21 protein-coding genes are annotated in these 19491 nt (G+C 65.4%); 9 read left to right on the top strand and 12 right to left on the bottom strand.

Going from position 1 to position 19491, the window contains the following annotated elements:
* Position 1: 1 nt before the first annotated feature.
* The 7 genes from phnC (at position 2) to BIWAKO_RS25265 (ending at position 6808) form a co-directional block, all read left to right on the top strand.
* Positions 2-799, top strand: coding sequence for a phosphonate ABC transporter ATP-binding protein (gene phnC, locus BIWAKO_RS25235; protein ID WP_069882772.1), 798 nt, complete (start codon positions 2-4; stop codon positions 797-799).
* Positions 796-1605 (top strand): phosphonate ABC transporter, permease protein PhnE, encoded by an 810-nt coding sequence (gene phnE / locus BIWAKO_RS25240; RefSeq protein ID WP_069880993.1) that lies wholly within the window; start codon positions 796-798, stop codon positions 1603-1605. Before phnC ends, phnE (BIWAKO_RS25240) begins: the two co-directional genes overlap by 4 nt.
* Positions 1602-2441, top strand: a complete 840-nt coding sequence (gene phnE, locus BIWAKO_RS25245) for a phosphonate ABC transporter, permease protein PhnE (protein WP_244523542.1) — start codon at positions 1602-1604, stop codon at positions 2439-2441. The genes phnE (BIWAKO_RS25240) and phnE (BIWAKO_RS25245) overlap by 4 nt, the downstream gene beginning before the upstream one ends.
* On the top strand, positions 2419-3321 hold the full coding sequence (locus BIWAKO_RS25250; protein WP_069880994.1) for a TIGR01459 family HAD-type hydrolase: 903 nt from the start codon (positions 2419-2421) through the stop codon (positions 3319-3321). Before phnE (BIWAKO_RS25245) ends, BIWAKO_RS25250 begins: the two co-directional genes overlap by 23 nt.
* A 265-nt stretch (positions 3322-3586) precedes the next feature.
* On the top strand, positions 3587-4777 hold the full coding sequence (locus BIWAKO_RS25255; protein WP_069880995.1) for an extracellular solute-binding protein: 1191 nt from the start codon (positions 3587-3589) through the stop codon (positions 4775-4777).
* A gap of 1 nt (position 4778) precedes the next feature.
* Positions 4779-5807: a Gfo/Idh/MocA family protein gene (locus tag BIWAKO_RS25260; RefSeq protein ID WP_069880996.1), complete on the top strand. Its 1029-nt coding sequence runs from the start codon at positions 4779-4781 to the stop codon at positions 5805-5807.
* A complete protein-coding gene (locus BIWAKO_RS25265) occupies positions 5804-6808 on the top strand; it encodes a Gfo/Idh/MocA family protein (protein ID WP_069880997.1) in 1005 nt (334 codons plus the stop codon). Before BIWAKO_RS25260 ends, BIWAKO_RS25265 begins: the two co-directional genes overlap by 4 nt.
* A 179-nt stretch (positions 6809-6987) precedes the next feature.
* Here BIWAKO_RS25265 and BIWAKO_RS25270 read toward each other — a convergent pair whose 3' ends face one another.
* Genes BIWAKO_RS25270 through BIWAKO_RS25280 form a run of 3 tightly spaced genes read right to left on the bottom strand, consistent with a single transcriptional unit; the run spans position 6988 to position 10015 of the window.
* A complete protein-coding gene (locus tag BIWAKO_RS25270; protein ID WP_069880998.1) occupies positions 6988-8181 on the bottom strand; it encodes an ABC transporter substrate-binding protein in 1194 nt (397 codons plus the stop codon).
* A 38-nt stretch (positions 8182-8219) separates the two neighbouring features.
* Complete coding sequence (locus BIWAKO_RS25275; protein WP_244523543.1) at positions 8220-9272, bottom strand: N-acetylglucosamine-6-phosphate deacetylase; 1053 nt, start codon at positions 9270-9272, stop codon at positions 8220-8222.
* Entirely contained in the window at positions 9272-10015 is a 744-nt protein-coding gene (locus tag BIWAKO_RS25280) for a glucosamine-6-phosphate deaminase (protein ID WP_069880999.1), read from the bottom strand. The genes BIWAKO_RS25275 and BIWAKO_RS25280 overlap by 1 nt, the downstream gene beginning before the upstream one ends.
* Positions 10016-10133: 118 nt before the next feature.
* Between BIWAKO_RS25280 and BIWAKO_RS25285 the strand changes: the two genes are divergently transcribed.
* Positions 10134-11318: an ROK family protein gene (locus BIWAKO_RS25285; RefSeq protein ID WP_069881000.1), complete on the top strand. Its 1185-nt coding sequence runs from the start codon at positions 10134-10136 to the stop codon at positions 11316-11318.
* Between the two features lie 129 nt (positions 11319-11447).
* Here the strand turns inward: BIWAKO_RS25285 and BIWAKO_RS36115 are convergent, their stop codons facing one another.
* The 6 genes from BIWAKO_RS36115 to BIWAKO_RS25310 form a co-directional block, all read right to left on the bottom strand.
* A complete protein-coding gene (locus BIWAKO_RS36115) occupies positions 11448-11615 on the bottom strand; it encodes a hypothetical protein (RefSeq protein ID WP_176733403.1) in 168 nt (55 codons plus the stop codon).
* A gap of 79 nt (positions 11616-11694) precedes the next feature.
* On the bottom strand, positions 11695-12018 hold the full coding sequence (locus BIWAKO_RS25290) for a c-type cytochrome (RefSeq protein ID WP_069882775.1): 324 nt from the start codon (positions 12016-12018) through the stop codon (positions 11695-11697).
* A gap of 133 nt (positions 12019-12151) precedes the next feature.
* Positions 12152-13786, bottom strand: a complete 1635-nt coding sequence (locus tag BIWAKO_RS25295) for a thiamine pyrophosphate-dependent enzyme (RefSeq protein ID WP_069881001.1) — start codon at positions 13784-13786, stop codon at positions 12152-12154.
* 280 nt (positions 13787-14066) lie between these two features.
* Positions 14067-15047, bottom strand: a complete 981-nt coding sequence (gene hpaD, locus BIWAKO_RS25300; protein ID WP_069881002.1) for a 3,4-dihydroxyphenylacetate 2,3-dioxygenase — start codon at positions 15045-15047, stop codon at positions 14067-14069.
* Between the two features lie 118 nt (positions 15048-15165).
* Entirely contained in the window at positions 15166-16716 is a 1551-nt protein-coding gene (hpaE, locus tag BIWAKO_RS25305) for a 5-carboxymethyl-2-hydroxymuconate semialdehyde dehydrogenase (RefSeq protein WP_084651799.1), read from the bottom strand.
* Positions 16713-17111 carry a 5-carboxymethyl-2-hydroxymuconate Delta-isomerase gene (locus BIWAKO_RS25310; RefSeq protein WP_069881003.1) on the bottom strand — a complete coding sequence of 133 codons (399 nt, stop codon included), beginning with the start codon at positions 17109-17111 and terminating at the stop codon, positions 16713-16715. Before BIWAKO_RS25310 ends, hpaE begins: the two co-directional genes overlap by 4 nt.
* A 214-nt stretch (positions 17112-17325) precedes the next feature.
* On the opposite strand from BIWAKO_RS25310, the gene hpaR reads away from it, so the two are divergent.
* Positions 17326-17823 (top strand): homoprotocatechuate degradation operon regulator HpaR, encoded by a 498-nt coding sequence (gene hpaR / locus BIWAKO_RS25315; RefSeq protein ID WP_084651801.1) that lies wholly within the window; start codon positions 17326-17328, stop codon positions 17821-17823.
* Between the two features lie 20 nt (positions 17824-17843).
* Here the strand turns inward: hpaR and BIWAKO_RS25320 are convergent, their stop codons facing one another.
* From BIWAKO_RS25320 to BIWAKO_RS25330, 3 genes are all read right to left on the bottom strand, one after another.
* Positions 17844-18134: a GYD domain-containing protein gene (locus BIWAKO_RS25320; RefSeq protein WP_069881005.1), complete on the bottom strand. Its 291-nt coding sequence runs from the start codon at positions 18132-18134 to the stop codon at positions 17844-17846.
* Between the two features lie 126 nt (positions 18135-18260).
* Positions 18261-19037, bottom strand: coding sequence for a bestrophin-like domain (locus BIWAKO_RS25325; RefSeq protein ID WP_210185093.1), 777 nt, complete (start codon positions 19035-19037; stop codon positions 18261-18263).
* Positions 19038-19108: 71 nt separating this feature from the next.
* Complete coding sequence (locus tag BIWAKO_RS25330) at positions 19109-19486, bottom strand: VanZ family protein (protein ID WP_069881007.1); 378 nt, start codon at positions 19484-19486, stop codon at positions 19109-19111.
* Between the last annotated feature and the right edge of the window lie 5 nt (positions 19487-19491).

A 19491-nucleotide genomic window follows, 5' to 3' on the forward strand; every position in this document is an offset into this window, starting at 1 on the left:
GCTGCTGCGGATCGAGGCGCTCGAAAAGACCTACCCGACGGGCAAGCGCGCCCTGGCTGGCGTCGATGTCACCATCGACAGACCGCAGGTCGTCGCGATCATCGGCTCGTCGGGCGCGGGCAAGAGCACGTTGATCCGCTGCATCAACAGGCTGGTCGAGCCGACGGCCGGGCGCATCCTGCTCAACGGCGGGGATATCGTGGCTCTCGATCGCAAGGGGCTGCGAGCCGCGCGCCGGCGGATCGGCATGATCTTCCAGGAGTACAATCTGGTCGAGCGGCTGACCGTGATGCAGAACGTGCTCTCGGGCCGGCTCGGCTATGTCGGCCTGATCGCTTCGCTGCGCTACCGCTTTCCGCCGGAGGATATCCAGGCGGCCTTCGCGCTTCTCGACCGCGTCGGGCTCGACGGCTACCACAACCAGCGCGCCGATGCTCTGTCAGGCGGCCAGCGTCAGCGCGTCGGCATTGCGCGTGCGCTGATGCAACGGCCCGATCTGCTGCTCCTCGACGAGCCTACGGCCAGCCTGGACCCGAAGACCGCCCGCCAGATCATGCGGCTGGTGCGCGAGCTCGTCTCCGAACGGCAAACGCCGGCGATCATCAATATCCACGATGTCGCGTTGGCAAAGGCCTATGCCGACCGCATCATCGGCCTGCGCGACGGCGTCGTCGTCTTCGACGACGGCCCGGCCGAACTGACGGACGAGGTTCTCTCGGTCATCTATGGCGACGAGGACTGGATCCTGCCCGGCGAGGGCGACGACGAACCTGCACCGGCGCTCAGTTCCGCCTCATGAGCGCCACCGCATCCCCCGCCTATCCGACCACATGGCGGCCGCCGAGCCTGTTCGGCAGCCGTCGCCGCCGGTTCATCTTCTGGGCCGCCGTCGTCGCCTATGTGATCTGGTCGGTCTCCGACCTCAATATCGACGGCAACCGCATCCTCGCCGGCCTGCCGCGCGCGCTCGATATCTTCGCGCGCATGGTCCCGCCGGATTTTTCGCGCTGGGAGATGCTGCTTTCGGGCATGGTGGAGAGCATCCAGATCGCGATCGCCTCGACGATCGTCGGTGCCCTGCTCGCAATCCCGATCGGGCTGGCTGCCGCTGCCAATCTCTCGCCGCGCCCGCTCTATTTCCTGGCGCGCGGCTTCATCGTGATCGGGCGGACCTTCCATGAGGTCATCATCGCGATCTTCTTCGTGAAACTGTTCGGCTTTGGCCCCGTCGCGGGGTTGCTGACGCTCGCTTTCTCCTCGGCGATCTTCCTCGGCAAGATGCTGGCCGAGGACATCGAGAACATGAAGGAAGGCCCGGTCGAGGCCATCCGTGCCACCGGCGCGAGCTTTGGCCAGGTCGTCGGCTACGCCGTGGTGCCGCAGGTCATGGTCAAGTCGCTCGGCGTGCTGATCTACCGGCTCGACGCCAATCTGCGCCATTCCACCGTCATCGGCATCGTCGGCGCCGGCGGCATCGGCCAGACGCTATCGGCCTCGTTCTCCCGCTACGATTTCGATTTCTCGAGCGCCATCCTGCTCACCATCGCGGCGCTCGTTGCGCTCGGCGAGTGGTTCAGCGACTGGGCCCGGCGGAGGCTCAGGTGAAGGCGAATGCAAACCAGCGCCGGGATGGCGGGGCACAGCCCAAGCGCATCTATCCCGACCAGTGGGAGCGCCATACGCCGCGCGAACGGCTGACGCAGTGGCTCTGGCTCCTTGGCGGCGCATTCGCGGCCGTCTGGTCGGTTTCGGCACTCGACATCGAATGGGCCTTCTTCGCCGACGCGCATGAACAGGCGGCCGACCTGATCCAGCGGATGTGGCCACCGCGCTGGTCCTATCTGCCGGTTGTCGTACGTCCGCTGATCGAGACGATCCATATCGCGACGCTCGGCACGATGATCTCGATCGTGCTCGCGCTGCCGGTCGCTTTCCTAGCCGCACGCAACACCACGCTGAACCAGGGAACCTGGCTTCTCGGGCGCGCAATCCTCGTGCTGTCGCGCTCGATCAACACGGTAATCTGGGGGCTTCTCTTCGTCGCCATCTTCGGCCCCGGCCCGGTTGCCGGCATCTGCGCGGTCGCGGCCCGCTCGGTCGGCTTCATCGCCAAGCTCGTCGCCGAAGCGATCGAGGAGGTCGAGGCCGGCCAGATCGAGGCGGTGGAGGCGACTGGCGCCGGCACCTTCCAGATCTACGGCATCGCCATCCTGCCGCAGATTCTGCCCGTTCTGATCGGCACATCGATCTATCGCTGGGACATCAATGTGCGGGAGTCGAGCGTGCTCGGCTTCGTCGGCGCCGGCGGCATCGGGCTTCTGCTCTACGCCTCGATCAACCAGTTCGCCTGGAGCCAGGTCCTGGTCATCCTCATTGCCATCCTGGCGATCATCATCATCAGCGAGGCGCTTTCCGCCTATGTCCGTTCACGTATCACCTGAAACCGGAGCCGCCGTCAGCCATCTCTCCGGCCTTGCCGAGATCGCCCGGCGCTATGACGGATTTTTGCTCGACCAGTGGGGCGTGCTGCATGACGGCACGACCCCCTATCCCGGCGCAGTCGACTGCCTGGAGAGGCTGCGCTCGGCCGGAAAGGCGATCATCATTCTCTCCAATTCCGGCCGCGGGGCTCGCGAAAACGAGGAGCTGCTCGCCCGGATGGGTTTTGCCCGCGAGTTGTTCGATCATGTCGTTTCGGCCGGAGACGACGCCCGCGACGCGCTGCTGACCGAGCAGCACCCGTTCTATCGCGACCTCGGGCGCCGCTGCTTCCTGTTCGCGCGCGACGGCGAGGACCACCTGATCGAGGGTTTGGGCCTGACCAGGGTCGAGAGCACCGAGGACGCCGACTTTCTGTTCATGCTGAGCATGAACCCGCCGCAGCAATCGCTGGCCGGCTGGCGCCCGGTGCTCGAGGCTGCGGTGGCCCGCGACCTGCCGATGATCTGCGGCAATCCCGATCTCTACCGCGTTCATGCCGACGGCACGCTGCATGAGGCGCCCGGGCTTGTCGCCCGGTGCTATGCCGGGCTTGGCGGGCGGGTCCGCTATCACGGCAAGCCCGAACCGCGCATCTATCGCAGCAGCCTGCAGCGGCTCGGCCTGGCTCCGCGGCGGGTGCTCGCGGTCGGCGACTCGCTCGAGCATGACGTTGCCGGCGCAACCGGTGCCGGGATCGATGTTGCCTTCATTGCCGGCGGCATTCATCGGCAGGATCTGGGTTGGCCGACACCGGATACCGTCGACCATGCGAGCTGCGCCAGGCTCTTCGCCACGGCCGGATGGAAGCCCGGTTACGTCGTGCCCGCTTTCGCGTGGTGATTGCCGCGCCCTGACGCGGCCGCCGCCGTTCCCCGTTCGCATCACCGCCAGGCGATCCGTTGGCTCTCAGGCCGTCGGCTTGCAGGCTGCCAAGCCCTGTGGGCCTGGCGGCCCGCTTCGTCATGCTCTCCGCGAAGCCGTCCCCCTCCTTCAGGTCAAGCTCCATCCGCTAGTCGGCTCGGGATTGGTGTACTAGTATACATGTAAGGCTTCGGCGCGTGGCCGGTCTGGTTGCGCGGATAGCAGGCCTATCCAGGGAGAGACCATGACCGAAATCACACGCCGCGGCGTGCTGCATGGAGCAGCCAGCCTTGCCGCTCTCCAGGCGACAGGAGCCTTCGCCCAGGGCCTGCCCCTGCCTTCCAGCCCGGTCGCGCTGAACATCATCGATGTCGCCGGCAACCTGCAGCTGACCCAGGCCTCGATCGAACGCTTCGCCAGGGAAAACCCAAAGCTGATCTCGCGGGTCAACTTCTCGCGGGCGCCCTCGCCGGAGCTGCCGGCGAAGCTCAAGGCGCAGCAGCAGGCAAACCGGGTCGATCTCGACCTCGTGCTGACCGGGCCGGGCGCAATGTCGGACGGCATCCAGCAGGGACTGTGGATCGACGTCTGGAAGTCCTACCCGTCGCAATTGCCGAAGGCGGAAGAGGTCTATCACGAGCAGGCGCTGATGATGCAGCGCAACTTCGGTCAGAACGAAGGGGTTGCGGTCGTCTACTCACCGTCGGGCCCGCTCTTCGAATACATTCCGGCCCGCCTGAAGACCGTGCCCAAGACGGCTGCCGACCTGCTGGCCTATGTGAAGGCCAATCCCAAGCGATTCACCTATGCCCGCCCGCTGAATTCCGGGCCTGGCTGGACCTTCCTCCAGGGCATGCCCTACATCCTTGGCGACAAGGATCCGAGCGATCCGATGAATGGCTGGGACAAGACCTGGGCCTATCTCAAGGAGCTGGGCACCGGCATCGACTACTATCCCGGCGGGACGGCCGCGACGATGAAGGAACTCGGCGAAGGCACGCGCGACGTCATCGTCTCGACGCTCGGCTGGGACATCAACCCGCGCGTGCTCGGCATCGTGCCGAAAGAGGCCGAGGTCTTCGCGCTGGAAAACACCCACTGGATTCCCGACACCCAGTTCATGTGCATTCCCAAGGGCGTGCCGGAGGCCAAGGTCGCCGTCATCCTGGCGCTGATGTCGTTCATGCTGAAGCCCGAGCCGCAGGCCGCGACCTATGACAAGGGCTATTTCTATCCCGGCCCGGCCGTGAAGGGGGTGACGCTTGCCATGGCGCCGCAGGAAAGCCGCGACGTCATCAAGGAATTCGGGCGCGCTCATTATGACGAATTGATCGGCAAGCTGCCGACCCGCCCGCCTCTGACACCCGAACGGCTCGTCGCCGCCTTCCGGCGCTGGGACCAGGAGATCGGCGTTGGCCACGGAGCACCCCAATAGCATGCGCTTTGCCGCCATCGGCCTCGACCACCGCCATATCTACAGCATGGTCGAAGGTCTCCTCGAAGCCGGCGCTGTCTGCGCCGGCTTCGATCCGCGCACCAGCGACGAGCGTGTCGTTGCCGGCTTCCGTGAGCGCTTTCCGCAGCTCCAGGCCATGGATGCCGACCGGCTGATCGACGATCCCTCGATCGATCTCGTCGCCTGCGCCGCCATTCCCTCGGAGCGCGCCGCGATCGCGATCCGGGCGATGCAGGCCGGCAAGGACGTCATGGTCGACAAGCCGGGCGTGACGACATTCCAGCAGCTTGCCGATGTCGAGGCGACGGTCGCCCGGACCGGGCGGATCTTTTCGATCTGCTTCTCCGAGCGCTTCCTGGTGCCCTCGACGATCATCGCCGGCAAGCTTATCGCCGACGGTGCGATCGGGCGGGTGGTACAGACCCTGGGTGTCGGCCCGCATCGCCTCAACCGGGCGATCCGCCCGTCTTGGTTCTTCGAGACGAGCGCTTTCGGCGGCATTCTCACCGATATCGCCTCGCACCAGATCGACCAGTTCCTGCACTTCACCGGTTCGCGCGATGCCGACATCGTCGCGTCGGGAACGGGCCATTTCGGTGGCGCGGCGCTGCCGGATTTCGAGGATTTCGGGGAGATCCTGCTGCGCAGCCCGCAGGCCGGCGGCTATATCCGCGTCGACTGGTTCACCGCCGACGGGCTTCCAACCTGGGGCGACGGGCGGCTGACCATCCTCGGGACGGAAGGCACGATCGAGCTGCGCAAATATGTCGATATCGCCGGCCGGCCGGGCACCGACCATCTCTTCCTCGTCGACGGCAAGGGCACCCGCCATATCGATGCGTCCGGCGAGCCTCTGACCTATTTCCGCAATCTGGTCGCCGATATCGGAGACAGGACGGAGAGCGCGATGTTCCAGCAACACGCCTTCACGGTCTGCCGGCTGGCGCTGGAAGCGCAGGCGAAGGCCGTGCGGCTGCCTGCCCGCACGAGCGAAAGGACTGCTTCGTGACCCGCAAGATCGGCATTGCCATCGTCGGCCTCGGGCCGGCTTCGCTACCGCATTCCCGCAGCCTGATCGACCTTGCAGAGCGGGTCGATGTCCGCTGGGCGGTCAGTCGCTCGGCAGAGCGAGCCGGGGCCTACGGCAAGCAGTTCGCCTTTCCGGTGACGACCGATCTCGATGCCGTGCTGGCTGATCCAGCGGTCGAGGCCGTCATTGTGCTGACGCCGCCGAGCAGTCATCTCGAGGTGTCCGCGCGCTGCTTCGAGAATGGCAAGCATGTGCTGGTCGAGAAGCCGCTGGAGCTGACGGTCGCGCGCGGCGAGGCGCTGGTCGAAGCCGCGCGCCGTGCCGGCAAAGTCTTCGGGGTCGTGCTGCAGCACCGATTCCGGCCTGCGAGCCTGCGCCTCAAGGCAGCGCTCGCCGCCGGCGAACTCGGCACGGTCGAGGCCGCTTTCCTCAGCGTGCCGTGGTGGCGTCCGCAGGCCTATTACGACGAGCCGGGCCGCGGCACGCTGGCGCGTGACGGCGGCGGCGTGCTGCTGACCCAGGCGATCCATTCGCTCGACCTGTTCCGCTCATTGGTGGGTGTGTCCAAGGTGGTCGCGGCGCAGGCGCGGACCACGGCGCTGCACCGCATGGAGACCGAGGATTTCGCCTCCGCGCTGCTCGAGCTCGGCAATGGTGCGCCGGGCACGCTGATGACGACGACCGCCGCCTTTCCCGGCCATCCCGAGCGCATCGAAATCATCGGGACCAAGGGCTTTGCCACATTGATAGGCGGTACGCTCAGCCTCTCCTTCCTCGACGGCTGCAAGGAGGTCGTGGAGGCGGAAGGCAGCACCGGCAGCGGCGCCAACATCATGGACTTCCCCCATGACGCCCACCGCGCGGTGATCGCTGATTTCCTGAATGCGATCACGACCGGCGGCGAACCCGTCGTGACGGGCCATGAGGCGCTGGCGTCTCAACGCCTCGTCGATGACATCCTCGCCGCCGCGAAGCACTGAGGCGCAGCCTTACAGCCCTGCCGATCCATCATGGCATCGCAAACGCCGTGGAGCGGAGATCCGGGATGCATGCCGGCGGCATATCCCGCAATCAGTTGGGCCTGGAGCCCGGGGCGCGCCATGAGGGCGCCCCGGGATGACTTTGTCCTATGCCGGACCGTCCTGTTCGACTGTCCTGCTCAGCGGGCGCGCTTGGCGCCGACCAGTTCGTCCCATTTGCGGAAGGCCACGACCATCTTGTCGGGCTTCAAGGGCAGCTCGATCGGGTTCTTCGCGATCAGGTCGGCATATTCCGGCCGGCCGAACTCGGCGATCACCTTCTGGCTGCTTTCCGGTGCCAGCGACAGCGGCACGTTCTTCACCGCCGGGCCCGGATAGAGATAGCCCTCGTCATAGGCATAGGCCTGAGCCTTCGGCGTCAGCACATAGGCCATCAGATCGAGCACTACGGCGAGGCGATCGTTCGGGACGCCCTTCGGCACGCACATGAAGAAGGCGTCCGAAACCCAGTGGAAGCCCTTCAGCGTGCCGATCATCGCGGATTTCGGCACGATGCCGAGCGCGCGCGGATTGATGTCCCAACCCGTGGTCGAGATGATGATGTCGCGCGAGCCTTCGCCGAACTCCTTCATCGTCGCGCCGGTGCCAGCGGGGTAGTAGTCGATGTACTGGCCAAGCTCCTGCAGATAGGCCCAGGTCTTGTCCCAGCCGCCGACCGGATCCTGCGGGTCCTTGTCGCCGAGGATATAGGGCAGGCCCATCATGAACGTACGGCCCGGGCCGGAATTGGTCGGGCGCGCATACATGAACTTGCCGGGATTGGCCTTGGCCCAGGCGAGCAGTTCCTCGGCCGTGGTCGGCACGTTCTTGACGCGCTCCGGTGCGTATTCGAGCAGCGGGCCGGAGGGGTAGTAGTTGACCACGACGCCAAAGCCGTCGCCCTGCACGCGGTGCAGATTGAGTGCGGCCGGCTCGTAGTTCTCTTCGATATTCGGGAACTTGTCGGCGAAGTCGGGCAGGATCTTGAGCCAGAGCTTCTGTTCGAGGCCCGCTGCGAGGCCGTCGCTACCGGTCAGCACGAGATCGAGATCGGCGCGGCCGGCCTCCTGCTGCGCCTTGATCTTGCTGGCGAGTTCCGGCGCCGGCGCCTTCACGAAGGTGATGCGCGAGACCAGCTTCGGATTGGCCGCGCGATAGTCCTCGAACGCCTTCTGCATCAAGGCCAGCGCGCCGCCGACATCGATGATGTTGATGCCGACCGGCGAGGTCGGCAGCGGCGGCGAAGCCGCAAAGGCCGCCGGCGCTCCCGTCGCCATCGCGGCCAGGCCGCCTAGCACGGTGCGGCGGTCAATTCCCGTGAAATCCTTGCTCATGGTCTCTCCCTCTTTGGTTAGGCTGATCGTTGGGTGATCTACATCTTATCCGCGTCGTAGCGGCGTTCCTCCGGGCCGATGCGCACGCGCTGCACGGCGAGATCAGCGGACCACGCGACCTCGCTCAGCGGCAGCTCCAGCCCCCTCGCCCGCAAGGCGGGCGCAAGCACCGCCAGCGGATGGCTCGAGGCCATCGCGACCGCCTCCTCCGGCGTCGCCAGACCCCAGGCCACGACATTGCGCACCCCCTGATCGAGGCAGAGCGCCGAGCCGGCGAGCGAGACGCTTCCCGGCTGGCGTACGGAACCGTCGGCCTTCCGCTCCACGCTCATGCCGGCGAAGGGATAGTTGCCGGGCGCCGCCGCTGCGGCTGAAACCGCGTCGGTCACAAGGATCGAACGGCCAAGTCCCTTGGCGCGCAACAGCGATTTCAGCGCCTTGGGGTGGACATGGATACCGTCGGCAATGAAACTTGCCCAGAGCCCGTCCTCGGCAAGCTGCGCGAAGATCGCATTGGCGAGTTTGTGCGTGACCTGCGGCATGCCGTTGCCGAGATGGGTGGACAGGGTCGCACCTGCCGCGGCCGCGGAAGCGACCTGATCGAAATCAGCCGCGGTATGGCCGAGAGCGACGATCCTGGCTTGCCCATGCAGCGCCGCGATCAGGGTCGGCACGGCCTCGACCTCGGGGGCGACCGTCACCATCAGGATCGGCCGGTCGAGCCCTGCTTCCAGGCGATCGACCAGGGTGGGATCGGCTGCGGTCATCGCCGCGGCCGGGTGGCAGCCGGAATAGCCGTCCGCGGGGTTCAGGAAGGGCCCCTCGAGATGGTAGCCCGGGCACATCAGCGGGCCGAGGCGGCTCGCCGAGATCGCGGCATCGAGCGCGCGCAGGCGCTCTTCCAGTTCATGCGGATGGGCGGTGATCACTGTCGGCAGGCAAATGGTCACGCCCGTCCGAAGCATCGCCTCCAGCGCCCGGTCGATCTCGGCCGCCGTCACCGCGCCTGAATTGAAGTCGACGGCCGCAAAGCCGTTGACCTGGAGATCGACGAGGCCGGCCGTCAGCATGATCGCGCCCTCTCTCACCATCAGCCCCGCTTGAGCAGAGAGGCGGCTGGCGGATCGAGGAACAGCACGGTGTTCTTGTGGGTCTGAAGGATCGAGGCGGGGTGGAGCGGGCTCACCGGACCTTCCAGCGCATCGCGCGTCGCCTTCGCCTTGCGCTCGTCGGGTACCGAAAGGACGATCAACTCGCTCTTCAGGATCTGGCGGACGCTCATCGAGATGGCGCGCTCCGGCACGGCGTCAAAGCTCGGGAACCAGCCTTCGCCGAATTGCTGTTGGCGGCAGGCGTCATCGAGCTTGACCACGATATAGGGCTCTTCCGTCTCGAAATCGGCCGGTGGATCGTTGAAGGCAAGATGGCAGTTCTCGCCGAAGCCGGCGAAACAGACATCGATGCGTCGTCCCGCGATCAGTTCGCCGAGCCGGCGCGCCTCCTGCTCGGCATCGCCCTCGCCATCGACCGGGATGAACTCGACCTTGCCACCCAGCGGGGCGACGAAACGCTCCTGCAGATAGCGACGGAAGCTCGCCGGGTGCTCCTGGCCGAGACCGACATACTCGTCGAGATGGAAGGCGGTGACCTTCGACCAGTCGATGCCCTCGGCAATGACGAGATGGTTCAGCATCTCGAACTGGCTTGCCCCGGTCGCGACGATGATCGTCGCATGACCGTGCCGCGCCTGTGCTTCGCGAATGGCCGCAGCACCACGGGCCGCAGCCTGAACGCCGAGGGTCTCCTTGTCGGCGACGATGTTGATGTCGATCATGCTATTTCTGAACCCGGATAGAGCAAATTGTTTCAAAATTCTCAGATCGAGCTTATGAGCGCCTCTGTAAAATGCAATCTCAATTTCGGAACCATCAGGTTCTAAAATACGGATGCCCATGACACTGCCGGCCATCGACCAGATGCTGTTCTCCGACGGGCACGGCAGCGACCGCGCCCGTGCCTTCACGCTCGTTGCACGCGGCCAGGCCCATTCCCGGCCTGAGATCGGTTCTGCGCTCGGGCTCCGCTCGACCACGACATCGCGCCTCGTCGGCGATCTGGTGGAACGCCGCCTGCTGCTGGAAACCGCGGGACAGAAGGCTGGCCGCGGCCGGCCGGCCGGAATTCTCATCGCCAATCCACGCCGCATCGGCGCTTCCGTCATCTATGTCGCGAGCCAATCGCTGGTCGGCGCTCTGGTCGATCTCGACGGCCAGTTGCTCGAGGAGCGCGTCGTCGAGATCGCCTCAGACGCAGATAACGACGTCGTCGCAAACGTGATGGCCGGGATTGGCTCGGACCTGCTCGCTGCTATGCCTCGCGGCATGGACCATGCCGGCACCGCCGTGTCGCTCTCGGGCCTGCTCGATCTTAGGCGCAAGCAATGGCTGATGTCGTCGCGCTGGCCGAACCTGCGCGGCCTCGATGTCGGTATTGCGCTCGGGGAAGCGGTCGGGCCCGTCGTGGTCTGCCGCAATCTCGACGCCGAATTGCGCGCGCGCATGGCACAGGATGCCGGGCAGTTCTCGGACGGCGCGCTCCTGCTGCACTGGGGCTGGGGCATCGGACTGGGCTACGCCATTGGCGGACGCTCGCTTGCGCCGCCCGGCGGCTCCTTCGGCGAAGTCGGGCACTGGCGCTTCGCCGCGCTCGACGGCCGCCGTTGCGGCTGCGGCAACACCGCCTGCCTGGAAACCGGCGCGGCGCTTTGGTCGCTCCTGCCGGAACTGCGCCGGCGCTGGCCCGATCTCGCGGAGGACGAGAGCCGCCTCTACCGACAACTGGCGCGTTGCGACCTGACCAGCCTGCCCGAGATCGACACGGCTGCGCGGTTGCTGGCGCGCGCACTCGCCAATGCGAGCCGCCTGCTCTTTCCCACCCGGATCATCGTAACCGGCCCGTTCGTCGCCAATGCGCAGCTATGGGCGCATTTCGACGGGTTATTCAGGGCCGAGGGAACAATGCACGGGTTGATGATGCCTGAACTCGTCAGCGACCGGTCAAGCCGGCAGTATGAAGTTCATGGAGCGGCGACGCCGCTGCTCAGCAAGGCGCTGGAAGGCATCTTGCAAGGCGCCTGATCCGTCAGCGGACCGGATATCGGCCGGCCGGAAGACCGCGCCGGCTGCGCTTGCACGCAATTTTTCCGAAAGCCGAAATCGACTTGTCGGGCCGATGTCCTGGTGCCTGTCTCAGCGCCTGTCCTGGCGTCAATCCTCGGCGGTTTCGCGCCGCAATTCCCAGGCGAGCATCGCCTCGGCGAGCGCATGCAGTTCCTGTTCCTTGGTGCTGGTATCGGATTCAGCCTGGAGCTCCGCAACGCGCAGCTGAGCTTGCTCATAATCCTCATCGGTGTGAATCACGATCGGTTGTTTCATGACAGCCCCGCGCTACGTCCGGGTCATGAAAGAGGCCGACCCAACCTGATTATAACGGAAAACCGGCGCATATGTTCCGCTAACGCGGCGGCAGCGCTGCATAATAAGCCGCGATCGCCGCAATCTCGTTCACCGACATATGCCGCGCCATGTAGCGCATTTCCTTGTGGGCCCGCTTGCCGTTGCGAAAGGCCATCATCTGGTTGAACAGGTAGCGCTCGTTCTGCCCCGCCAGATGGGGCACTTCGGTGTCGCGGGCGATGCCGTCTGCGCCATGGCAGGCAGCGCAATCATCGAGCGGGGATGTCCGTGGCTCGGACGCCACCGGCGCAACCATCATCACCCCGGCCACCGTGAGCGAGGCCGCCGCCGTCATCCCCAGGCCAAATCTGAACCAGCTCATGATCGAGGCTCCTCCCATCGCAGCCTTCGCCGCAAAGCCATGGGCGAGCCTGTCGCACGGTAAGCGTTAAGATCGCGGAAGCTCCCGCCCGAGAAATGCAGAGGGTGCGCATTCGCTCGGGCCTCCAGGCTCGCTATCGCGCCGCCGGTGGCGCCGGATGGATGAACGGCCACGGGCTTGCCTCAGTGCCGCGCGGAATGGTGATCTCGATCAACGCGGGACGATTATCGGCCAGCGCCTTCTCCAGCACGGGACGGAAGGTTTCGGGCGTGTCGACCCGCACTGCCTCGACCCCGAAGGACCGGCCGAGCTGGACGAAGTCCGGGTTGACGAGATCCGAACCGATCAACCTTCCCTCGAAGCCCGTCAGCTGGTCGCGCCGGACATTGCCGTAGGAGCTGTTGTTGAAGACCAGCGTAACGACGCCGATGCCGTATTGCACGGCCGTCGCCAGTTCCTGGACCGCGAACAGGAAGCCGCCATCCCCGGTGATCGCAACCACGGGCCGATCCGGCCACGCCACTTTCGCACCAAGCGCGGTCGGGAAGCCTGAGCCGAGCGTGCCTTGATAGCCGGAGGACAGATAGGTCCTGGGCTCATAGACCTTGAAGCCGTACCAGGAGGCAAAGCCGACCTGGGAGAGTTCGTCGGTGACGATGCCGTCCCTCGGCAAGACCTCGCGCAGGACCTGCAAATAGGCCATTTGCGGTTGGATCGCCTGGATCTTGGCTTCAGCCGTCGCGGTCGCCTCCGTTATCACCGCGCGACGGCCGGGGCGGCTCTGCGGCAGCCGCCCGGATGCCTTGGCGAGCGCAGCCGTGGCCGCGCGGGCGTCGGCCAGGATCGCGACATCGGGAACGGAGCGGCGCATCTCGACCGGATCGATATCGATGCGAACCGATTTCAGGTTCGGTTGCGTATGTGACCAGCGCCAGCCCGGCAGCTCCAGGCGCGTACCGATGCCGATCAGCAGGTCGGTCTGGGGCCAGAGCTCATAGGCCGCAGCCATGGTGAGGCCGAGTTCATGGTCATTCGACAGGATGCCGCGACCGCTGCGGAAGGCGACGACTGGCGCATCGATCAGTTCGGCCAGTTGCAGGATGTCATCGGCGGCATCGAACGCGCCGCTGCCGACGAAGATCATCGGCGCCTTCGCCGCCGAGATCAGTCTTGCGGCGCGGTCAATGGCATCGGCGTCGACGGGCGGCGGAGGCGTGGGATCGAGCACGGAGGTGTCCGGCACTTCCGCCTGCTGGGTGAAGACGTTCCAGGGCATTTCCAGTGCCGCCGGGCCGCGCCGTCCCGAGAGCATCGCTTGGAAGGCCCGGGAGACCGCTGTCGGCGCCAACGCCGGGTGCTCGACGCGCTCGGCCCATTTGGTGAAGCCGCGCAGTGTCGCAAGCTGGTCCGGCATCTCGTGCAGATGCCCGCGACCACGATCGAGGAAGGGGGTTGGCACCTGCCCCGTCAGGCAGAGCACCGGCTCGTTGCCACCAAAGGCCGTCAACAGGGCCGCCCCGGCATTGAGGATGCCGGGGCCGGGAACGACGGTGCAGACGGAGGGCCGCCCGGTGGCCCGCGCATAGCCGAAGGCCATGTAGCCGCAGGCCTGCTCGTGACGCGCTCCGATGGTTGCGATCTTGTCCTTGTTCCGCGCGAGCGCATCGAACAGGCCGTAGATCTGTGCCCCGGGCAGACCGAAGACCGTATCGATGCCATGATCGATCAGCCCGGACACAAGTCCCTCGCCGCCAGTCGCTCTCACCATGTCCGCCTCACCTTGTCCTGCAGACGGGCCCAACGGGCCATGACATCACTCCGAGAGCAGCCCCCGCGCTGCGGGCGGGCGCTCCCCAATTCCACCCATGCCCCCGGGAAGAGGCATCACGTTTTCAAGCGGTTGCGCCCGCTACGCCTGCGAGATCGTTCCGCGGGCTTTCCAAGCGTTCGATCCCCGCTGCGACGACATCTCGCTGAACCGGGACGGCAGGCGGGTCGCCTCCGGGTTGGCCGGCCTGGGCGGCACTATCGTTCTGATCCATCGGAACTCACACCGCGATGATCGGGGACGCCTGGAATGAGGGCTGACGCACCGGCGTCTCAGCGAAGAGCGTGCCCTCCTCGAACCAGGAGCGCGGAGCCGGCGCGCCCCAGAGCGTCTGGCGCTGCGGATCGCGCAGATCCCAACGGATCGGTTCGTGGTCGGGGTCGACGGTCTGGTAGTCCGAGCAATAGATCTCGATCCGATGACCGTCGGGGTCGCGGATATAGAGGAAGAAGGCATTCGAGATGCCGTGCCGCCCGGGGCCGCGCTCGATATTGGCGACATAGCCGGTGGTCGCCATCAGATCGAGCAGGTCGATGATGTTGAGCGGTGTCGGCACCCAGAAGGCAACATGGTGGAGGCGCGGCCCGACCCCATGGGTGAAGGCCATGTCGTGGACGCCGCCCTTGCGATGCATCCAGGCCGCCCAGAGCCGGCTGCCGTCCTCGTTCACTGTGTATTCGGTCGTGCGGAAACCGATCGCATTATAGAACGCAACGGATGCGTCGACATTGTCGGAGAAGCAGTTGAAATGATCGATCCGGAGCGGCTTCACGCCCTTGTAGAGCGCGTATTTCTGGTGGATCGACGGAAGCTTATCCATGCTGAAATAGAACTCCAGCGGGACGCCGAGCGGGTCGACAGTCCTGAGCGTGCGGCCCTGGAACGGCTCCTCGACAAACCGTGCCGGCAGGCCGTTCGCCCGGAAGAAATGATGTGCCCTGTCCAGGTCCTCTTCCGAGAAAACCTTGAAGCCGAGCACCTTTGCGACCGGGCTTTCACCCTTCTCCAACACGATGCAATGGTGCCCACGTTCCTCCATCGCACGCATGTAGAGGCGGCTCTCGCTCTCGTCCGTCACCTGCAACCCAAGCGTATCGGACCAGAAGGCTCGCGAAGCCGCCAGATCGCTCACGGACAGGACGACGTGATTGAGCCGCACCACCTGAAAGGGCGGATTCAACACCGGCTGCGGGACAGGCATAGAGCTTCCTCCTTGGTCTTTCATTTTTGATGCCGGCCCGCTTATCGGGGCCTTGAGGCTATGAGGGCGGCAGCACGGCTCCGACCACCGTTCCCGTTTACATCCGTCGCATCCCCACTCAGCCTCCGAGCCCGAGCCTCGGAACCTTGTGGCTGTCATAGGCGACCGCGATGTTCTTCGTCTCCATGTAGAAATCGAAGGAATAGTCGCCGCCGTCACGGCCGATGCCGGAATTCTTGACGCCTCCGAACGGGGTCGGCAAATGCCGCACATTCTCGGAGTTCACCCAGATCATGCCGGCCTCGAGGTCGCGAGCGACACGGTGGGCGCGGCCGATATCGCGGGTCCAGAGATAGCCGGCCAGCCCGTAGCGGACGTCATTGGCGACCCGAACCGCATCGGCCTCATCCTCGAAGGGAATCATGGTCAGGACCGGGCCAAAGATCTCCTCCTGGGCGATCCGCATGCCAGTTGCAGCGTCGACATAGAGCGTCGGCTCGACATAATTGCCGGCCCCCTCCACCGCCCGCCCGCCGCCGCAGGCGATGCGCGCCCCGCCCTCTCGTGCGAGCGCAGGGTAGGACAGCACCTTCTCGGCATGACGCGGGTGGATCAGCGGCCCGATCTCGGTTGCCGGATCGAGCGGGTGGCCGATCTTGATATGCCGGACACGCTCGGCGACCCTTTCGCTGAAAGCGTCATAGATCGAGCGCTGGACCAGCGCGCGCGAGGACGACGTGCAGCGTTCGCCATTCAGCGAGTAGATCATGAAGAGCACCGCATCGAGCGCCCGGTCCAGGTCGGCATCGTCGAAGACGATCACCGGGTTCTTGCCGCCGAGTTCGAAATGCACGCGTTTCAGCGTCTTTGCGCCCTGAGCCATGATGTGCGAGCCGGTCGTGGTCTCGCCGACGAAGGCGATCGCCCGGATCGCGGGATGCTCGGTCAGGGCCTTGCCAGCCTCTTCGCCGAGCCCATGCACCAGATTGACGACGCCTGCGGGCAATCCATGGGCGCAGATCACCTCATCCATGATCTCGGTCAGGATGACCGCGGAGAGCGGTGACCACTCGGCCGGCTTATGGACGACGGTGCAGCCGGCCGCGAGTGCCGGTGCGATCTTCCAGGTCGACAGCATGAAAGGCGTATTCCACGGCGTAATCACGCCGACGGGGCCGATCGGTTGGCGGATGGTGTAGTTGATATGGTCGGTATCGGGCAGCGAAAGCCCGTTGCCCGCCTCGGTGGCACGATCGGCGTAGAAGCGAAAATTCTCGGCGCCGCGCAGTGCAGCCTTGGCCATGTAGCGGATCGGCTGGCCCGTATCGCAACTCTCGACGAAGGCGATCTCCTCGGCTCGTGCCTCGATCGCATCGGCGATCGCATGCAGGATCTTGCGGCGCGTCGCGCCTGGAACATCGCGCCAGACCTTGAAGGCCGCCTCGGCAGCGCGGGCAGCAAGGTCGATCTCCACTGCTCCACCGGAGGCGACGGTGCATTGATGGTCATTGGTGGTCGGATCGAGCGTTTCGAAGGTCGCGCCCGTGGCGGAGAGCACGCGCTCTCCGGCAATGACATGCGGAACGACCCCGCCAGTGAGGAAGCGCGCCATGGCGCGCTCGGCCCCGATCAGATTGCTGGCGAATTTCGGATCGATGGCCCGGTTCATGCGAGGCCTCCCTTGCGCGCGAGGCGTTCGTGCAGATTGTTGGTTTTGAGCGAGGCCGTCCCGTCGATCTCCTGGACCTCGACCGTGAGACCGAGCCCGATCTTGCTGAACAGGTCGGCGGTTTCTGCTTCAAGCGTCGCCATCAGCGCTTCGGCGACCCGCCGGCGGGTCGCAGCATCCCGGCCCTCCCCGATCCGAGCCAGAACGGCAACAAAACCATGGGTCGGATCGCCGTCGGCGATTGCGAAGATATCGCGGCGTTCGGCCCGCGTCCGCAGGCCGCCAATGGGGAAAACCCCGGTTGCGAGTGCTGTTTGGTGCAATTTGTCGACCACCCGGCGGAGCGACAGCGCCGGCTCAAGATTGGCCGAATATTCGACTATGATATGCGGCATAAGCGCACCCGCCTCGTGTTCGAAATTAAATTAACGTGTTAAATTAATTTGAGCAAGCGATTGCCGGCGCGAACCGCTAGAATGGTGGCATTGCTCTGATCCTGCCCACCCGCCCCGGAAGGGACCACGTTTGAGAAGCTCCGCTCCACCCCCCGATGATTCCTCGCAAGGTGGGACGCGCGTCCATCTTCGCCATTTCTCGAAATCCCTGCCGATGTCGCTGCTGCGGGCGCGCGAAGCGGTGATGCGCTGCTTTCGGCCGTCGCTGCGGCAATTTGAAATCACGGAGCAGCAATGGCGGGTGCTGCGGGCGCTGAACTCGGTGCCCAGCCTCGAGGTGACCGACCTCGCGCGCGCAACTTTCCTGCTCGCGCCGAGCCTGTCGCGGATCCTCGTCGACCTCGAGGCCAGACACCTCATCACGCGAGGGGCCGATCAGCGCGATCTGCGTCGCTCCATCATCACGATCAGCCCGGCCGGCGCCAGTTTGATCGAAACGGTGACGCCGGTCTCGGAAGCGATCTACCGCGACATCACCAGTCGGTTTGGCGACGAGAAACTCGCTATTCTGCAGACCTTGCTGCGCGAGCTCGAGGACGTGGCCAGCGCAGTCGCACCCCATGACGAGAGCGCGGGCAAGCCGCCCCCGCCAGGGGAAACCGCGCGAAAGAAGCGAAGGATTCCGCTGAAACGGAAGCGCAGCGCGACCTGACGCGCCGCGCTCCGGCCTGCTCAGACCTTGCCGAGGATCGTGGTCATCTCGGCCGGGGTGAAAGCCCGCATCGTCTGGTTGCGGATGTTGCCGAGCTTGGCAACGGCAAGGCTGAGCGCTGTGGCGCTCATCTCGTCGGGAGCATCCACGGTGACGAGGACGTCATACTTGCCGAGCGTGTAATAGGCGTCCTTGACGGTGATCCCCTTGGATTTCGCCATCTCCCGGAATGCCTCCAGGCGTTTGACGCTGTCATTGACGTTGCGGATACCTTGATCGGTGAAGTTCGCGAGGACGACATAGGTAGCCATGACGCGCTTCTCCCTTTGAGCCCCGGCGCAATGCACCACAGCCGGAGACGCCAGTCGATCTGTACCTAGGGGAATGCGTGCCTGCCTTGCGAGGCGCGCGTCCAGGTCCGCCTGGGAGCGCCTTGCCTAGGGCAGGCTCTTGATGGCCTGGCTCACCCGCGCCGATGAAATGCTCGATTCGCCTCTGAACGGTTCGTCCATGATGATGATGAGGCCGAGCACCATGCCAATTGCGCCCATATGCGCGGCGATCAGGGCGATGGCGGCAGGGTTCAGGTAAAAGCGGCCGTTCATCAGCATCGCGCCGAGCAGGAAGACCAGGATCATCCACCAGAAAATCCCCGGCACGCTCTTGGTCGCAGTTTCGAGCCGCCCCTGGCGATATTCCTCCAGCCTGTCGAGCAATCCGCGTAGCGAGGAGGCCGCGTCCGGATTCTCTACCGCAACCTTGCGCACCTGCAGGACCAACGCAGCGAGCGCACGATCCGCGGTCGCAGAAAGCCCGGCATCCTCAGTCGAGAGGGAATGCCACTCATCGCGGGTCACGGCGCCGACATAGTCTCGCAGGGCCTTCCGCGCCGCCTCGGGCCCGCTCCCGTCGAGACTCGCGAGATCCCGATCGAGGCGCGCGATATAGGAGCCCTCACGCGAAACCGCATCATCAGCACGCGCCAGATTTACACGGACATCCGCAAGCATCAGGGCGAGCACGAAAACAGAGAAGGCCAGCAGACTGCCATGAACGACCTCGGCGAGCTTGTTGGGTTCCTCGACGGCGTCCCGAGGCCGGGCGAACCATAGGCGACGTGCAATGGCGGCGAGCAATACCCCCAGCACCGCAGTCGATAATCCGCAAATGATCAGGATCACTGCGTCCGAATAGGCTGCAATCAGTTGTATCATCGAGAGCATCGCCCTCCTCCCAACAACGATAGCATGCCGGCCGGACGCCTGCCGCAGGTGCAGCGAGATGCCTACCCCCTGAGCCGCTCACGATCCAGGCAGGCAGTGAGCCCCGGCAGCAGGCGGGCAGACAGCCAACTCGCCGCGACGCCGCTCACGCCTCCGGCGATCTTGACCAGCGCATCTCCCAGCCGGGCATGCCTGTCGGGCGACAGCATCTGGAAGAGCTCCAGCCCTATCGCGATCCCGACGGTCAGCAGGAGCACGATCCCAATCCGCCTGGGATAGGCGGTGGCGAACAGGAAACCCAGGAGCCCGAATGCGCCGAACCGTTCGAGATGAACGGCGTCGCCGATTCTCGGACGCAGCTCGATGGCGGACAAGGTTGCGTAAGCGATGAAGGTGAGCGTGAACCATGCCAGGGCGCGTAGAACTCTCCTGAATGTCATGGTCC

Origin of the sequence: Bosea sp. BIWAKO-01 (genome assembly GCF_001748145.1) — a bacterium.
Taxonomy (GTDB): domain Bacteria; phylum Pseudomonadota; class Alphaproteobacteria; order Rhizobiales; family Beijerinckiaceae; genus Allobosea.

Excerpts from the sequence above, each read along its gene's own strand:
- phnE (WP_069880993.1), top strand. The coding sequence starts at position 796 with ATGAGCGCCACCGCATCCCCCGCCTATCCGACCACATGGCGGCCGCCG.
- BIWAKO_RS25250 (WP_069880994.1), top strand. The coding sequence starts at position 2,419 with ATGTCCGTTCACGTATCACCTGAAACCGGAGCCGCCGTCAGCCATCTC.
- BIWAKO_RS25255 (WP_069880995.1), top strand. The coding sequence starts at position 3,587 with ATGACCGAAATCACACGCCGCGGCGTGCTGCATGGAGCAGCCAGCCTT.
- BIWAKO_RS25260 (WP_069880996.1), top strand. The coding sequence starts at position 4,779 with ATGCGCTTTGCCGCCATCGGCCTCGACCACCGCCATATCTACAGCATG.
- BIWAKO_RS25270 (WP_069880998.1), bottom strand. The coding sequence starts at position 8,181 with ATGAGCAAGGATTTCACGGGAATTGACCGCCGCACCGTGCTAGGCGGC.
- BIWAKO_RS25275 (WP_244523543.1), bottom strand. The coding sequence starts at position 9,272 with ATGGTGAGAGAGGGCGCGATCATGCTGACGGCCGGCCTCGTCGATCTC.
- BIWAKO_RS25280 (WP_069880999.1), bottom strand. The coding sequence starts at position 10,015 with ATGATCGACATCAACATCGTCGCCGACAAGGAGACCCTCGGCGTTCAG.
- BIWAKO_RS25285 (WP_069881000.1), top strand. The coding sequence starts at position 10,134 with ATGACACTGCCGGCCATCGACCAGATGCTGTTCTCCGACGGGCACGGC.
- BIWAKO_RS36115 (WP_176733403.1), bottom strand. The coding sequence starts at position 11,615 with ATGAAACAACCGATCGTGATTCACACCGATGAGGATTATGAGCAAGCT.
- BIWAKO_RS25290 (WP_069882775.1), bottom strand. The coding sequence starts at position 12,018 with ATGAGCTGGTTCAGATTTGGCCTGGGGATGACGGCGGCGGCCTCGCTC.
- BIWAKO_RS25295 (WP_069881001.1), bottom strand. The coding sequence starts at position 13,786 with ATGGTGAGAGCGACTGGCGGCGAGGGACTTGTGTCCGGGCTGATCGAT.
- hpaD (WP_069881002.1), bottom strand. The coding sequence starts at position 15,047 with ATGCCTGTCCCGCAGCCGGTGTTGAATCCGCCCTTTCAGGTGGTGCGG.
- hpaE (WP_084651799.1), bottom strand. The coding sequence starts at position 16,716 with ATGAACCGGGCCATCGATCCGAAATTCGCCAGCAATCTGATCGGGGCC.
- BIWAKO_RS25310 (WP_069881003.1), bottom strand. The coding sequence starts at position 17,111 with ATGCCGCATATCATAGTCGAATATTCGGCCAATCTTGAGCCGGCGCTG.
- hpaR (WP_084651801.1), top strand. The coding sequence starts at position 17,326 with ATGTCGCTGCTGCGGGCGCGCGAAGCGGTGATGCGCTGCTTTCGGCCG.
- BIWAKO_RS25320 (WP_069881005.1), bottom strand. The coding sequence starts at position 18,134 with ATGGCTACCTATGTCGTCCTCGCGAACTTCACCGATCAAGGTATCCGC.
- BIWAKO_RS25325 (WP_210185093.1), bottom strand. The coding sequence starts at position 19,037 with ATGATACAACTGATTGCAGCCTATTCGGACGCAGTGATCCTGATCATT.
- BIWAKO_RS25330 (WP_069881007.1), bottom strand. The coding sequence starts at position 19,486 with ATGACATTCAGGAGAGTTCTACGCGCCCTGGCATGGTTCACGCTCACC.